At 66.0% G+C, this 13,633-nt stretch carries 12 protein-coding genes and 2 tRNA genes; 5 read left to right on the top strand and 9 right to left on the bottom strand.

Annotation, left to right across the window (positions count from 1 at the left end; genetic code table 11):
- The first annotated feature begins 103 nt into the window (after nucleotides 1–103).
- Nucleotides 104–439, top strand: a complete 336-nt coding sequence (locus Q0C42_RS15330; protein WP_295077669.1) for an SMR family transporter — start codon at nucleotides 104–106, stop codon at nucleotides 437–439.
- A 6-nt stretch (nucleotides 440–445) separates the two neighbouring features.
- Here Q0C42_RS15330 and Q0C42_RS15325 read toward each other — a convergent pair whose 3' ends face one another.
- A complete protein-coding gene (locus tag Q0C42_RS15325; RefSeq protein WP_295077666.1) occupies nucleotides 446–1,663 on the bottom strand; it encodes an MFS transporter in 1,218 nt (405 codons plus the stop codon).
- An 88-nt stretch (nucleotides 1,664–1,751) separates the two neighbouring features.
- On the opposite strand from Q0C42_RS15325, the gene Q0C42_RS15320 reads away from it, so the two are divergent.
- Nucleotides 1,752–2,642 (top strand): LysR family transcriptional regulator, encoded by an 891-nt coding sequence (locus Q0C42_RS15320; protein WP_295077662.1) that lies wholly within the window; start codon nucleotides 1,752–1,754, stop codon nucleotides 2,640–2,642.
- A gap of 6 nt (nucleotides 2,643–2,648) precedes the next feature.
- Here the strand turns inward: Q0C42_RS15320 and ispG are convergent, their stop codons facing one another.
- The 3 genes from ispG to hemA form a co-directional block, all read right to left on the bottom strand.
- Nucleotides 2,649–3,773 (bottom strand): flavodoxin-dependent (E)-4-hydroxy-3-methylbut-2-enyl-diphosphate synthase, encoded by a 1,125-nt coding sequence (gene ispG / locus Q0C42_RS15315; RefSeq protein WP_295077659.1) that lies wholly within the window; start codon nucleotides 3,771–3,773, stop codon nucleotides 2,649–2,651.
- A 61-nt stretch (nucleotides 3,774–3,834) separates the two neighbouring features.
- On the bottom strand, nucleotides 3,835–5,082 hold the full coding sequence (locus tag Q0C42_RS15310) for a helix-turn-helix domain-containing protein (RefSeq protein ID WP_295077657.1): 1,248 nt from the start codon (nucleotides 5,080–5,082) through the stop codon (nucleotides 3,835–3,837).
- Between the two features lie 119 nt (nucleotides 5,083–5,201).
- A complete protein-coding gene (gene hemA / locus Q0C42_RS15305) occupies nucleotides 5,202–6,434 on the bottom strand; it encodes a 5-aminolevulinate synthase (protein WP_295077655.1) in 1,233 nt (410 codons plus the stop codon).
- Between the two features lie 199 nt (nucleotides 6,435–6,633).
- Here hemA and Q0C42_RS15300 point away from each other — a divergent pair, with 199 nt between their 5' ends.
- Together Q0C42_RS15300 and Q0C42_RS15295 are read left to right on the top strand one after the other, a co-directional pair.
- On the top strand, nucleotides 6,634–8,016 hold the full coding sequence (locus Q0C42_RS15300; protein ID WP_295077652.1) for a M20/M25/M40 family metallo-hydrolase: 1,383 nt from the start codon (nucleotides 6,634–6,636) through the stop codon (nucleotides 8,014–8,016).
- Entirely contained in the window at nucleotides 8,016–8,456 is a 441-nt protein-coding gene (locus Q0C42_RS15295) for a GNAT family N-acetyltransferase (RefSeq protein WP_295077649.1), read from the top strand. Before Q0C42_RS15300 ends, Q0C42_RS15295 begins: the two co-directional genes overlap by 1 nt.
- Before the next feature lie 21 nt (nucleotides 8,457–8,477).
- On the opposite strand, the gene Q0C42_RS15290 is transcribed toward Q0C42_RS15295, so the two are convergent.
- The 5 genes from Q0C42_RS15290 to Q0C42_RS15270 all read right to left on the bottom strand — a co-directional run bounded on the left by Q0C42_RS15290 (nucleotide 8,478) and on the right by Q0C42_RS15270 (nucleotide 11,139).
- Complete coding sequence (locus Q0C42_RS15290; RefSeq protein WP_295077646.1) at nucleotides 8,478–8,699, bottom strand: RND transporter; 222 nt, start codon at nucleotides 8,697–8,699, stop codon at nucleotides 8,478–8,480.
- A gap of 100 nt (nucleotides 8,700–8,799) precedes the next feature.
- A tRNA-Asp gene (locus Q0C42_RS15285) sits at nucleotides 8,800–8,876 on the bottom strand.
- 413 nt (nucleotides 8,877–9,289) lie between these two features.
- A tRNA-Asp gene (locus Q0C42_RS15280) sits at nucleotides 9,290–9,366 on the bottom strand.
- 59 nt (nucleotides 9,367–9,425) lie between these two features.
- On the bottom strand, nucleotides 9,426–10,361 hold the full coding sequence (locus Q0C42_RS15275; RefSeq protein WP_295077643.1) for a pirin family protein: 936 nt from the start codon (nucleotides 10,359–10,361) through the stop codon (nucleotides 9,426–9,428).
- 187 nt (nucleotides 10,362–10,548) lie between these two features.
- Complete coding sequence (locus Q0C42_RS15270; RefSeq protein WP_295077640.1) at nucleotides 10,549–11,139, bottom strand: hypothetical protein; 591 nt, start codon at nucleotides 11,137–11,139, stop codon at nucleotides 10,549–10,551.
- A 433-nt stretch (nucleotides 11,140–11,572) separates the two neighbouring features.
- On the opposite strand from Q0C42_RS15270, the gene Q0C42_RS15265 reads away from it, so the two are divergent.
- Entirely contained in the window at nucleotides 11,573–13,564 is a 1,992-nt protein-coding gene (locus tag Q0C42_RS15265) for a CocE/NonD family hydrolase (protein WP_295077637.1), read from the top strand.
- Nucleotides 13,565–13,633: the final 69 nt, after the last annotated feature.

Raw genomic sequence — 13,633 nt, 5'->3', positions numbered from 1 at the left:
GCTGGCGGTGCCGGTTCCGCCTCTGCAAGCGTCGCGGGCCAACTCGACTTGTGTCGCCGGCCCGCGCAGGATGCCCGTGACAGGCAACGACCAAGGCGGACGCATGACCCGGACCTATCTGATCCTTCTGGCGGCCATCCTGGCTGAAGTGGTTGCGACGACCGCGCTGGCGCGGTCTGAAAGCTTCACCCGGCTGGGACCTTCGCTGGTGGCGATCTTCGGCTATGCCGTGGCCTTCTGGCTTCTGTCCTATCCATTGCGGGTGATGGCGACCGGAGTGGTCTATGCGATCTGGTCGGGGATGGGGATCGTGCTGATCAGCGGCGTGGCCTGGATCTGGTATCGCCAGACCCTGGACTTCGCCGCGATCCTGGGTCTGGCCTTCATCCTCGTGGGGGTGCTGATCGTGAACCTCTTCTCGAAGTCGATCCCGCACTAGGGTGGTCTAGGCCTCGGCCGCCGTCGGTTCGGGGCGTACCGCGTGGACGACCCAAAGCGCCGCGCCCAAGCCCACCAGACCGAAGCCCACCGCCGCGAATGTCCCCGCCAGTCCGAACCAGGCCACCAGCGGCGCGGACACCAGGGGCGAGGCGAACTGGCCCAGGAAGAACGCCGTCGTGAGCAAGCCCGAGGCCCGGCCCCGCATCGTCGCCGGAACCAGCGCCATGAACCAGGTCGTGTAGTTCGGCATCGAGATCCCCATCCCAAGCCCCGCGATCAGCGAGCCCACGAGGACTCCGTGCCAGTCCGTCGCCGTGGCATGGGCGATGAACCCCGCCCCGATCAAAACGAAGGACAACCCGAAGATCGTCATGGCCGACAGCCGCGTCCGGATGCGGCCGTACATCAGCGACACCGGGGCCGAGACCGTGACCAGCGCCGCCATCAGCGCCCCGACGACCAGGGGGCTGGTGGTCCCCAGCGCCTCAAGGTGGAAGGGCAGCCGGGTGGGGGTGACGTAGAACGCGACCTGAAACACGAAGGCCAGGGGCGCAATGAAGGCATAGGCGGCCCAGGGGAAGCGGTCGGCGGTGGTCTGGACCGGTTTCGGCCGGTCGCGGTCGGCGGCGATGGCCCTGGCATGGGGGCCAAGGGCGATGAAGGCCAGCGCCGCGATCGGCAGGATCAGTGCATAGACAGCGAAGGCTCCGCGCCAATGGTAGCTGGCCAGAAGCCCGCCCAGCAGCATGAACACGATCCCCGCCGCCGAGATCGCCGCCCCCTGCATCCCCAGAAACCGCGCCCGATCGGGGCCTTGCCACAGGTCGCTGGCCCAGGTCATGCCAAGGTTCATCGTCCCCGCAACCCCCAGCCCCAGCGCCAGCCGCCCCGCCAGCATCGCCCAGATGCTTTCCGCCCAAAGGCCCGAGGTCCCGCCCACCGCATAAAGCACCGCCGTCACCAAAAGAAGCTTCTGCCGGTCCCAACGGTCGATCAGCACGCCCATCAGCCCGGCCGACAGGACGATGGCCAGCGAGGGCAAGGTCACGATGAGCCCCGCCAGCGTGTCGATATGCGGCACGTCGGCATAATGGGCGCGCAGGCCCGGCAGCGAGGAGGCGACGGTGGCATTGGCCATGATCGTCATCGCCGCAAGTCCCAGCACCGCCGCCGTCACCGCTCCTGTCACCGCGCCGCCGGGCCGGTCAGTCATCCGTTGCATCTATTGGTCCTTCAATCTGTCTTGCACAGGATGCGACAATCCAGCATGATGGACAAGTTGGCCTTTCCTGCAAGGTGCGTCCCGAATTATGGACAATGACCTCGACCTCACCGCCCTGCGCGGCTTCCGCACCGTGCTGCGCGAGGGCTCGTTCTCTGCCGCAGCCCTGGCCCTGCGGGTGCCGAAGTCCACGCTGTCAAAGCGGGTGGCGGACTTGGAAAGCCATCTGGGCGTCCGGCTCATCGAACGGTCCACCCGCACCTTGCGCGCCACGCAGGAAGGCGAAGTCCTTGCTGCCCGCGCCGACCGGCTGCTGGGCGAGGCCGAGGACATCCGCCGCGCCCTGGGCGAATCCGGCGGCACTCCGCGCGGGCATCTGCGGCTGGCGGTGCCGCAGGTGATCGGCAATCTGCTGATCGGCCCGATTGCCGCCAGCTTCCGCCGCCTGCACCCCGACGTGACGCTGGAGATCCATTTCCTTGACCGGACCCCCGACCTCTTGGAAGAGGGCTTCGACGGTTGCATCCGCTTTGGCCCGCTGGAGGACAGCAGCCAGGTCGCGCGGCGGCTTTTGCACGGCCAGGCGATGCTTGCCGCCGCCCCCGACCTGCCAGGGCTGGACACATTGCGCCATCCGACTGACCTGACGCGCTTTCCGATGGTCGGCCTGGCCACGCTGTGGGCCGGAGGCCTGCCGCTTGGCAACGGAGCCGAAGAGATCACCCTGCCCTTCAACCCGCCGCTACGGCTTGGGTCGCAGCTGGCAGTCCGTGACGCCGTCGTCGCCGGGGCCGGCATCGCCCCCCTGCCCGGCCTCATCGTCCGCGCGGAAATCGCGCAAGGGCGGCTGGTCCATGTCCTGCCCGCCTGGTCCACGCCGCGGAAGGCGATCTATTTCGTCTATCCCTCGGCACAATCGGTCACCGCCCGGCTGCGCGCCTTCATCGATCACCTGGCGCAGGAACTGGGCGAGGATTAAGTCCCGCTATTCCGCGGCAAGCTTTTCCGCCGCCTCGATCTCGGCCGCCTTGGCCTCGACCAGTTCGACGATGTGCTCGACCATCCGGTCGTTGGACAGGGTGTGGTCCTGCTTGCCGGCGAGATAGACCATCCCCTTGCCCGCCCCGCCGCCGGTAAAGCCGATGTCGGTCATCAAGGCCTCACCGGGGCCGTTGACCACGCAGCCGATGATCGACAGGCTCATCGAGGTGGTGATGTGGGCCAGCCGGTCCTCCAGCGCCGTGACGGTCTTGATGACGTCGAACCCTTGCCGCGCGCAGGACGGGCACGAGATGATCGTCACCCCACGGTGCCGCAGGCCCAGCGATTTCAGGATCTCGAAGCCGACCTTCACTTCCTCGACCGGGTCCGCCGACAGACTGACGCGGATCGTGTCGCCGATCCCCATCCACAGCAGGTTCCCCAGCCCGATGGCCGACTTCACCGTGCCCGAGGTCAGCCCCCCTGCCTCGGTGATCCCCAGATGGATCGGCGCGTCGGTGGCATCGGCCAGCTGCTGGTAGGCGGCAGCCGCCATGAAGACATCACTGGCCTTCACCGAAATCTTGAATTCGTGGAAATCGTTGTCCTGCAACAGCTTGATGTGGTCGAGGCCCGATTCCACCATCGCATCGGGACAAGGCTCGCCGTACTTGTCCAGAAGGTGCTTTTCCAGCGACCCGGCGTTCACCCCGATGCGGATGCTGCACCCGTGGTCCTTCGCGGCCTTCACCACCTCGGCCACCCGGCGCGCATCGCCGATGTTGCCGGGGTTGATCCGCAGGCAGGCCGCCCCGGCCTGAGCCGCCTCGATGGCGCGCTTGTAGTGGAAATGGATGTCGGCAACGATCGGGACCGGGCTTTCCGCCACGATCTCGCGCAGCGCCGCCGTGCTTTCGGCGTCCGGCGTGGACACCCGGACGATATCCGCCCCGGCGACCGCGCAACGTTGGATCTGCTCGATCGTCGCGGCCACGTCGGTTGTCAGCGTGTTGGTCATGGTCTGCACGCTGATCGGAGCATCGCCGCCGACCAGCACCTTGCCCACCCGGATCTGCCGCGAGGGCCGGCGCTGGATGTTGCGCCAGGGGCGGACGGGATTGTGGGTCATGGGTCAGGCTCCGTGTCTTGCCGTCGCAACATAAGCCGCGCGGGCAGTCCCGGCAATCCGCCTATTCGGTCGCATCCTCGGGGGCAGCTTCTGGCGCGTCCAAGGCCGGAACAAGGGCCGAGGCATCCGCGGTGGCAAAGCGCGCCAGATCCTCGTCCGCCGTCGGATCGGCCTGGGCAAAGCTTTGCGTCAGCGCCTCTGGCGAAAGCGGGATGTCCTTGGCGACCTGCGCGCCGGGGGCAACCGGGCCGTAGGTCAGACCATCGACGACAAAGTAGATCGATCCGGAGTTGCCGGTGCGGAACAGGGCTGCGGTTTCCAGCGGCGGCACCACGTACCGTTCGCCTGCGTCCAGGATCTTTTCGAACAGCACGGTGCCATCGGCCGCATTGACCCGCACCCAGGACGGGCGCACGGCCAGGACTTCGATGCCCTGCTGCGCCTCGGCGACGACCTGCACCTCGGCCTCGACCGCCTGTTCGATCGCCTGGTCCACGGCATCGGCTTCGGCGACTTCCGCCAGCACCCCGGTTTCGCGCGGGTTGATCGCGGCAATCGGGCCATCGCGGGAGGTCAGGACGGGCACGTCCAGCGCCTGCGGGCGGTAGAGCCGGTCGAGCACATCGCTGTCTGCCGAACCTTCGGCACTGGCGACCGCTTCCGCCGCCGGTTCGGCCGGGCGGGCCACGGCGATCTGCTGACCCGCGGTTCCGGCGCTCGACAGAGGGTCGATCTGGGCCACCACGGTCGGGGCTTCGTCGACGGGCGCCAGTTGCACACGCTGGACTTCCTGCAGAACCGACCAGCCGCCATAGCCGATGGCCCCGATCAGCGCGACCAGAACGGCGATGGAGCCGACGGCCCCGGGTTCGATATGCGACCAGATCGCCTCGCCCCGCGGGATGAAGCTGGCGTTCGGGTCGCCCAGCGGATCGGCATTCTCGGCCCGGGCCCGGGCCTTTGCGAACTGCTGCGGTGCAGCGGCCGAGGAAAGCCCGTGCGACACGGTATAGCCCGCTTCGGCGCAGAAGCGTTCGAAGGCCCATTCCGGGTCCATTGCCAGGTAGCGGGCGTAGGAACGGACGTAGCCTGCGACAAAACCGGGGGTCTCGAAAGCCGACAGATCGGCGTTTTCGATGGCGGCGATATAGGTGGCCTTGATCTTAAGCTCACGCTGTACATCAAGCAGCGACTTGCCAAGCGTGGCACGCTCGCCGCGCATGAGGTCGCCGAGCCGCAACTCGAAGTCGTCAAAGCCCTTTGGCTTGTCCTCTTCGGTTGTCGAAGGTTTTGACCTCCAACCGATCATCTGCCCGCTGTCCCCTTCGGTGCACCCGTCCGCGTGGTCGCCTTCCCCAGCGACTCACATCGTTGTTCTATTGGACAAACCCTACCATAGGACAAGGCCTTTTCCACAGGCCAAAGGCCTTAAGCCACCTGTTCGGCGCGATTCAGCGCACAATGCGACCAGAGTGCATCCATCGCGCGCACCAGCTTGTCGATCTCGCCCGATCCGTGCACCGGCGAGGGCGTGAAGCGCAGCCGCTCGGTACCGCGGGGGACGGTGGGAAAATTGATCGGCTGGACGTAGATGCCGTGGTCTTCCAGCAGCATGTCGGACAGCATCTTGCAGTGCACCGGGTTGCCCACGTGCACGGGCACGATGTGCGACCCGTGGTCGATGATCGGCAGCCCCATCGCCTTGAGCCGGGTCTTCAGGATCGTCGCCTGGGTCTGGTGCCGCAGCCGCAGCGCCTGCCCACCCGCCCCTTTCAGGAACCGGACACTGGCCGCTGCACCCGCAGCAACCGCCGGCGGCAGCGAGGTCGTGAAGATGAACCCCGGCGCGTAGGACCGCACCGCATCGACCATGCGCGCCGAAGCCGCGATATAGCCGCCGAAGACGCCGTAAGCCTTGGCGAGCGTCCCGTTGATGATGTCCACCCGGTGCATCTGCCCGTCACGTTCCGCCACGCCCGCGCCGCGGGGGCCGTACATGCCGACCGCGTGCACCTCGTCCAGGTAGGTCAGAGCGCCAAACTCTTGCGCCAGATCGCAGATTTCCTTGATCGGGCCAAAGTCGCCGTCCATCGAATAGATCGATTCGAAGGCGATCAGCTTCGGAGCCGCCGGGTCGTCAGCGGCCAGCAGCTCGCGCAGGTGGGCCACGTCATTGTGCCGGAATATCCGCTTCTCGCCACCGCCACGCCGCACGCCTTCGATCATCGAGGCATGGTTCAGCGAGTCGGAATAGATGATGAGGCCGGGGAAGATCACCCGCAGCGTCGACAAGGTCGCGTCATTGGCGATGTAGGCCGACGTAAAGACCAGCGCGGCCTCTTTCCCGTGCAGGTCGGCCAGTTCCGCCTCCAGCCGCTTGTGCCAGACCGTGGTGCCGCTGATGTTGCGCGTGCCGCCCGAACCGGCGCCAGTCGCCTCCAGCGCCTCGTGCATCGCGGTCAGCACATCCGGATGCTGACCCATGCCCAGATAGTCATTGCCGCACCAGACAGTGATGTCCTTCTGCGACCCGTCGGGCTTGGTCCACACGGCATGGGGAAATTGGCCTTGCGCCCGCGCGATGTCGATGAAGGTGCGATAGCGCCCCTCGTCGTGAAGGCGTTGCAGGCTGGCATCGATCGCATCGTTGTATCTGGTCATCGGCCTTCGGTTCCTTTTGCAAGGGTTCTCCACCGAACCCCCGCATGGGTGCCTTGATCTCGGTCAATCTTGCGGCGCTGCCAAGGGGGCGATTTGTCACCCCACCCGCAGGCCTCGTCTTCCTTACCGCAGCCCGCCTGCTCTGGACAGTCCCAACCCGCCTGCTAGGCTGGTTCCTGATCAAATCCCGGAGAGTATGATGTCCACCCCGTCTCTCGACGCCGTCCTTGCCCGCATCGACGACACCCTGCCCCAGTCACTGGATCGGCTGATGGAGCTGTTGCGCATCCCGTCGATTTCCACCGATCCCGACTACAAGGAGGATTGCGCCCGCACCGCCGATCTTCTGGCCGCCGACCTGGCCTCGCTTGGCTTCGAGGCCCGCGCCGCGCAGACTCCGGGGCATCCGATGGTCGTGGCGCATGGCGGCGAAGGCCGCAGGCACATCCTGTTCTACGGCCACTATGACGTGCAACCCGTTGATCCCCTGGACCTTTGGGACCGCCAGCCCTTCGACCCCGAAGTCCAGGACACCCCCAAGGGCAAGGTGATCCGCGCCCGTGGCTCTTCCGATGACAAGGGCCAGCTGATGACCTTCATCGAGGCCTGTCGCGCCTGGAAACACGTCCACGGCACCCTGCCCGGCAAGCTGACGATCTTCCTGGAAGGCGAGGAGGAATCGGGTTCGCCCTCGCTGGTCCCCTTCCTGGAACAGAACCGCGAGGAACTGTCCTGCGACCTCGCCCTCATCTGCGACACCGGGCTTTTCGAGGGCGCGACTCCCGCCATCACGACGATGCTGCGCGGGCTGGCCAAGGCCGAATTCACCATCCGCGCCGCGTCGCGGGATCTCCATTCCGGGATGTACGGCGGCCTTGCGCAGAACCCGCTGCACCTGATGGCGCGGCTTCTGTCCGGCCTGCACGACTCGACGGGCCGGGTACAGGTCCCCGGATTCTATGACGACGTGGACGAACTTCCCGACACCCTGCGCCAGCAATGGCAGAACCTGTCCTTCGACCATGCGACCTACCTTGGCGACGTGGGCCTCTCGGTTCCTGCGGGGGAACAGGACCGCACACCGCTGGAGAAGATCTGGTCCCGTCCGACCGCCGAAGTGAACGGCATGTGGGGCGGATACAATGGGGCCGGATTCAAGACCGTGCTGCCGGGCGAGGCCCACGCCAAGGTCTCTTTCCGTCTGGTGTCGCGCCAGGACCCGGAAAAGATCATCGCCGCGTTCAAGCATTGGGCCGAAGCCCAGATGCCCGCCGATTGCGAGATCCTCTGGCACGGCGGCAGCGATGGTGCGCCCGCCTCGGTGATGGAAATCTCCGATCCCGCTTTCGAAGCCGCCCGCGCTGCACTGACCGAAGAATGGGGCCGCCCTGCCGCTTTCGTGGGGGCCGGCGGCTCGATCCCGGTGGCGGGTTACTTCAAGACCATCCTCGGGATGGATGCGATGCTGATCGGCTTTGGCCGCGACGACGACCAGATCCATTCGCCGAACGAGAAGTATGATCTGGAAAGCTTCCACAAGGGCATCCGCTCCTGGGCGCGCATCCTGGCCCGCATCGCGTGATGCTTAAGCTTCGTGACGCAAGGACCGAAGACGAAAGGGATTTCCTGCGCCTGTGGCAGGGGTTCCTCGACGGCTACGGCCTGACCCTTCCTGCGGAGGTCACCGCCTTCACCTGGACCCGCCTGATGGACCCCGCGAATCCCCTGACGGCCCGGCTGGCGGTGGTCGACGGCACCCCGCAGGGCTTCGCCATTCACCAGCACCACCCCTCGACATGGGTGCTGGGGGACGACGGCTATCTGGAAGACCTCTTCGTCGCCCCCGAGGCCCGCGGCAAGGGTCTTGGCCGCGCGCTGATCGAGGACCTGATCGCCATCGCCCGCGGCAACGGCTGGCAGCGACTTTACTGGCTGACCGAGATCGAGAACACGACGGCCCGCAAACTTTACGACCAGTTCTGCGATAACGACGGCCATATCAGGTATCGGATGACACTGTAACTCGGGGTTCACCCCGACACCCTACCCCCGCTGCACGGCCATACGCACCAGTTTGGCCACCAGCAGCACGAAGGGGGTCGCATGCATCAGCAGATCGAAGATATCTACCGACTTCACCAGATCACCCGCCACCAAGAGCTTCAGCTTCTCCCAGATATGCGGTTCGGGGACAAAGGGCGCCAACCCCAGCGTCAGGGCTGCGATCACCAGAATTGACAGCGGAATCCGATCGAGAACAGCCATCGTACCCTCCTGCCACCGGGCCATCAACCCCGCTCAACGGCATGTCGCAGTCGGACAGAACGGACCGTCATGCGACAGTTGGTCGGTTCATGAGAGAAGCTGGCGCGGTGGACGGGGCTCGAACCCGCGACCCCCGGCGTGACAGGCCGGTACTCTAACCAACTGAGCTACCACCGCGCGCTGGAGGGGCAAATAGTGGGTCACGCAGGGGGCGTCAAGCGGGAAACTGTGGGGTGCGGTCACTCCAGACCGAAGTGGCGGAGGTCGGCGTGCGTGCGGGTCTGGAGGGTGAGGGTCAGGACGGCGAGGAGGAGCACCGTGGGCCAAGGGTGGCGAGGGTCGTGGGGCCGCCGCCGGCAGTGCTGCTGGGCGGCGCTTGGTCCGGCTTCAGGGGGTCGGTGCAGGATGGACGGTGGCTGGGCCAGCGTCGCCCCCTTCGCCCGGATACGGCCCGCGCGGTCAAAGGCGAAGATTACGGCGAAGTGTTACCACTCCTCTCACACCCGCATCCAACCCTTTGAAATCAAACGGCCCGAAAAGCGCGCCACGTGTGGCGCCCTTGCGGGCTATGATCTGCAAAGGGAGGTAACTGGCGCGGTGGACGGGGCTCGAACCCGCGACCCCCGGCGTGACAGGCCGGTACTCTAACCAACTGAGCTACCACCGCGCGTGGAGGGCGGGATAGACGGTCACGCCGGGGGCGTCAATGGGGGAAGCGCGGGATTTTCACCGATCCGGGGCCGGGATGAATTCGCCGTCGTCATGGGGCGGCAGCTTGAAGCGGCCGTGCATCCAGTCGCCGGCGCGCCAGGCTTCCTTTGCGGCCTCGATCTTCTCGCGGCTGGAGGCGACGAAGTTCCACCAGATGAATCGGGGGCCGTCCATCGTGGCGCCTCCCAGCAGCATGATCCGCGCGCCCTGGGGACCCGCCTTGACCGAGACCCGGTCGCCGGGGCGGAAGACCAGCATCCGGCCCGCCTCGAAAGTCTGGCCCCCGCTGGAGACCTCGCCATCCAGGATATAGACGCCGCGGTCTTCGTGATCGTCGGGCAGCGGGATGGAGGCGCCGGGCTGCAGGCGGGCGTCGGCGTAGAAGACCTCGGAGGGCATGTCGAGACCGACCTTTTCGCCCCAGGCGGTGCCGAGGATGAGGCGGACCTGTTTGCCCTCGCCTTCCAGTTCCGGCAAGGCGGCCCGTTCGAGATGGGCGAAACCGGCGGCGTCTTCCTCGCGGTCCTTGGGGAGAGCAAGCCAGGTCTGCAGGCCGAAGAGGGAGAGGGGGGCCTTGCGGGCCTCACCATCCGTCCGTTCCGAATGGGTGATCCCCTGCCCCGCCATCATCCAGTTGACCGCGCCGGGTTCGATCCAGAGGTCCGATCCCAGGCTGTCGCGGTGGTGCATCTTTCCCTTCAGAAGGTAGGTGACCGTCCCGAGGCCGATGTGAGGGTGCGGGCGGACGTCGATGCCCTGGCCGGTCAGAAACTCGGCCGGGCCCATCTGGTCGAAGAAGATGAAGGGGCCGACCATCTGACGCTCGGCCGACGGCAGGGCGCGGCGGACCTCGAAGCCGCCGAGGTCGCGGGCGCGGGGGACGATGACGGTCTCGATCGTGTCGACAGAGTCCCCGATCGGGATCGAGGGGTCGAGAAGCGGGTTCCACATGGAGGGTCTCCTTTGCAGGGGAAGGTAGACCCCCACCCCCGGAATTTCATCCCGTTCTGGGCGCGCGGGGGCTGTGCGGGGGTGAACAGGCATGGGTGCCCGCGCGTGGGCACTTACTTGGTGACAAGGAAATCAATGGGTTGGCTGTGGGCATTCAGGTTCTGTTAACCAACCGAAGCGACGTCTGTTAGCAGCGCAGGCTCTTGTTTTGCAGCTGGACCGCCCAGAACGACTTGGGAATGAACGTATCCTGAAGCGAAGCGCAGAGGATCACCCGGTCAGCTTCAGTTATTGGCTTCTTATATTGAAGCTTGCCTTGCCACCCTGTCACGATCTGCGCGACGGCATTGGAGCGGATGCGGGGATTGGGCGACGGGCGGAGCGCCAGCAGGGAAGCGACATAGGCGGCGTCGTGCGCGTCGGGCGGCGGGGCAATCGAGTCTCTCGTCTCGGTGCCTAGTGTTTTAGGCGGAATCGGTCGCGGAGGCCCCAGCGCAAGGCCGAGACCGGTGATCGCGGCGGCAAGGTCGATCGGAGGCGTGACCGCGCTTTTGCGCCAGAGGGCGAAGCCGCCCCCGACGTCACCGTTGAAATCGCCTGGGACCAGCACCACCAGCCCGTTCGGGCGCTTGTGGAACAGTTGCACGCCGCGAAAGAGAACCGGGGCATCGATGCTGTCCCCGGTATTGGCCGTGGCTGTACGGTAGCCGATCTCTTCCAGCGGCCAGGCGGCGGCCCGGTCTTTCCGCACGCGGTCATCCTGAAGGTCCAGGATCAAGGCGGCTGGCTGCCCGTCCTCGGGCGCGAAGCGGATGCAAGTCGACCCCTTGGCCGGGAAGTCTGCGCTGAGCGCGTGGCAGTCGGCATCCTTGGCGAGGACAATGCGAGCGCTGGTCTAGGCCTTGTCGTTGGCAAAGGCATCGTCACGCAGCACGATGCGGACCCAGGCGACGTCGCCTCAACAGCCGCTCGCAGATGTCGAAGCAGGGGGCCTCGCCGTATAAGCCGGACTGCACACCGTCGAAACTGTAGAAATCCGGACTGTGTGTGGCGTTACGGATGATCTCGACCCCCGGAGGCCGATCAAACGACGCAGGTTGCGCTGACCTGTTCGCTTCCAGATCGGCTGCAAACCGAAACCGTCCTTCACGCAATGCTTGAATTGCACGAACGAATAATATCCGATGAGACGAAAGAATCGGAGGCCGCCGTTGACGATCCGCACCAGCTTTCCCTGTGCCATTGCAGTGATCGAGGACCTGTCGATCCCGATGCCGGACGGCACAAGACTGTCCGCCCGGGTCTGGATGCCGGAGGATGCCGCCACCCGCCCGGTCCCGGCGGTCCTGGAATACATCCCCTACCGCAAGCGCGACGGGACCCTGCCCCGGGATGAGCTGATGCATCCTTACGTCGCCGGTCATGGCTATGCCTGCGTCCGGGTCGACATCCGGGGCAACGGCGATAGCGAAGGGCTGATGGAGGACGAATACTCCATCCAGGAACTGCAGGACGCCTGCGACGTGATCGCCTGGCTGGCCAAGCAGGACTGGTGCAGCGGCACGGTCGGAATGATGGGGAAAAGCTGGGGCGGGTTCAACTGCCTGCAGACGGCCTTCCTGCAACCGCCGGCGCTGAAGGCGGTGATCTCGGTCTATTCCACCACCGACCGCTTTGCCGACGACATCCACTTCAAGGGCGGGGCTTTGCTGGGCGAGAACTTCGGCTGGGGCGCGGTGATGCTGTCCTATTCCTCGCGCCCCGGCGATCCCTTGCTGCACAATGGCTGGCGGGAGACCTGGTTGCAGAGGCTGAACAATCAGCCGTTCCACGCCGCACCCTGGGCGGCGCATCAGACACGCGATGCCTACTGGAAGCACGGCTCGATCTGCGAGGACTGGGACCGGATGACAGTGCCGATCCTGTCCTATGGCGGCTGGAACGACAACTACATGAACACCGTCGCCAAGCTGATGGAGAACGCGCGCGGGCCGGTTAAGGGGATCATCGGGCCTTGGGTGCACCAGTATCCCCACACTGCGGTGCCGGGGCCGAAGATCGGGTTCCTGCAACTGGCGGTGCGCTGGTGGGACCGCTGGCTGAAGGGAATCGAGAACGGGGCCGAGGAAGTCCCTGCCCTGCGGGCCTATATGCTGCATTCCGCCCCGCCGAACCCGAGTGCGGCGCATCGCGACGGGCACTGGATTGCCGAGGCCGAGTGGCCGACCCCCCGGGTTTCAAGGCGCGTGATGCAGGTCTCGGACGCGGGGCTGGGGGTGGCGGGGGCGCTGTCGGCCAGCGTCTGCACGCCGCAGCATCTGGGGGTGACTGCGGGCGAGTTCTTTCCGATGGGACTGAACGCCGAGATGGCGGGCGACCAGAGGACGGACGATGCGCTGTCGGTCTGCTTCGACGGTGCTGCGTTGGCCGAGCCTCTGGAATTGCTTGGGGCGGCAAAGCTGACGCTGCGGCTCGCGTCGGACAAGCCATTGGCCTTCATCGTCGCACGGCTTTGCGATGTGGCACCCGACGGAGCATCGACGCGGATCGCGCATGGCATCCTGAACCTTTGCCACCGGCGCAGTGCCGAAGCGCCAGAGCCGATGGTGCCGGGCGTGCCGGAAGATGTCGTGTTGGTCCTGGACCAGATGGGCTACCGGGTCGCGGCGGGACACAAGCTGCGGCTGGCGCTGTCGACGACCTATTGGCCCTTCGTCTGGCCCAGCCCGGCAGCGGCGACACTGGAGATCACGGAAGCCAGCCTGGATCTGCCGGTCCATCAGGGCACCGGGGAAGCCGAGTGGACCCCACCGCCGTCAGAGACTGCGACACCCTGGAAACACCAGGTGCTGCGCGAGGGGCGCTCCATCCGGCGGATCGAAAGCGACCTGATCGCGGGTACCCACGCTTTGGTGGTCGAGGACGATCTGGGCGAAAGCGAAAACCTGTCACATGGGCTGGTGACAGGAGAGCAGACGACCGAGCGGTGGGAAATCGGGGCCGATCCGCTTTCGGCGCGGACCGAGATCACTTGGGAGCAGCGCCTGTCGCGGGGCGACTGGCGGGTCCGGACCCGGGCCGAGACGATGATGACCGCCACTGCCACGCATTTGCGGATGCAGGCCTCCCTGACCGCGTGGGAAGGCGAAAGCGTCGTTTTCCAGCGGGAGTGGGACGAGGAGGTCGCACGAGACTTTGTGTGATCCGCTGCGAGAAAACGTTTGTCGCACGGGCCGGTTCGCGGTTTATTGATTACCAAGTCAACAAAAGAA

Origin of the sequence: Tabrizicola sp., assembly GCF_022842145.1 — a bacterium.
Classification (GTDB): domain Bacteria; phylum Pseudomonadota; class Alphaproteobacteria; order Rhodobacterales; family Rhodobacteraceae; genus Tabrizicola.
This window is presented reverse-complemented; position numbering and strand designations above follow the sequence as displayed.

Coding starts and splice junctions, on each gene's coding strand:
- Q0C42_RS15330 (WP_295077669.1), top strand. CDS start 104: ATGACCCGGACCTATCTGATCCTTCTGGCGGCCATCCTGGCTGAAGTG.
- Q0C42_RS15325 (WP_295077666.1), bottom strand. CDS start 1,663: ATGCAACGGATGACTGACCGGCCCGGCGGCGCGGTGACAGGAGCGGTG.
- Q0C42_RS15320 (WP_295077662.1), top strand. CDS start 1,752: ATGGACAATGACCTCGACCTCACCGCCCTGCGCGGCTTCCGCACCGTG.
- ispG (WP_295077659.1), bottom strand. CDS start 3,773: ATGACCCACAATCCCGTCCGCCCCTGGCGCAACATCCAGCGCCGGCCC.
- Q0C42_RS15310 (WP_295077657.1), bottom strand. CDS start 5,082: ATGATCGGTTGGAGGTCAAAACCTTCGACAACCGAAGAGGACAAGCCA.
- hemA (WP_295077655.1), bottom strand. CDS start 6,434: ATGACCAGATACAACGATGCGATCGATGCCAGCCTGCAACGCCTTCAC.
- Q0C42_RS15300 (WP_295077652.1), top strand. CDS start 6,634: ATGTCCACCCCGTCTCTCGACGCCGTCCTTGCCCGCATCGACGACACC.
- Q0C42_RS15295 (WP_295077649.1), top strand. CDS start 8,016: ATGCTTAAGCTTCGTGACGCAAGGACCGAAGACGAAAGGGATTTCCTG.
- Q0C42_RS15290 (WP_295077646.1), bottom strand. CDS start 8,699: ATGGCTGTTCTCGATCGGATTCCGCTGTCAATTCTGGTGATCGCAGCC.
- Q0C42_RS15275 (WP_295077643.1), bottom strand. CDS start 10,361: ATGTGGAACCCGCTTCTCGACCCCTCGATCCCGATCGGGGACTCTGTC.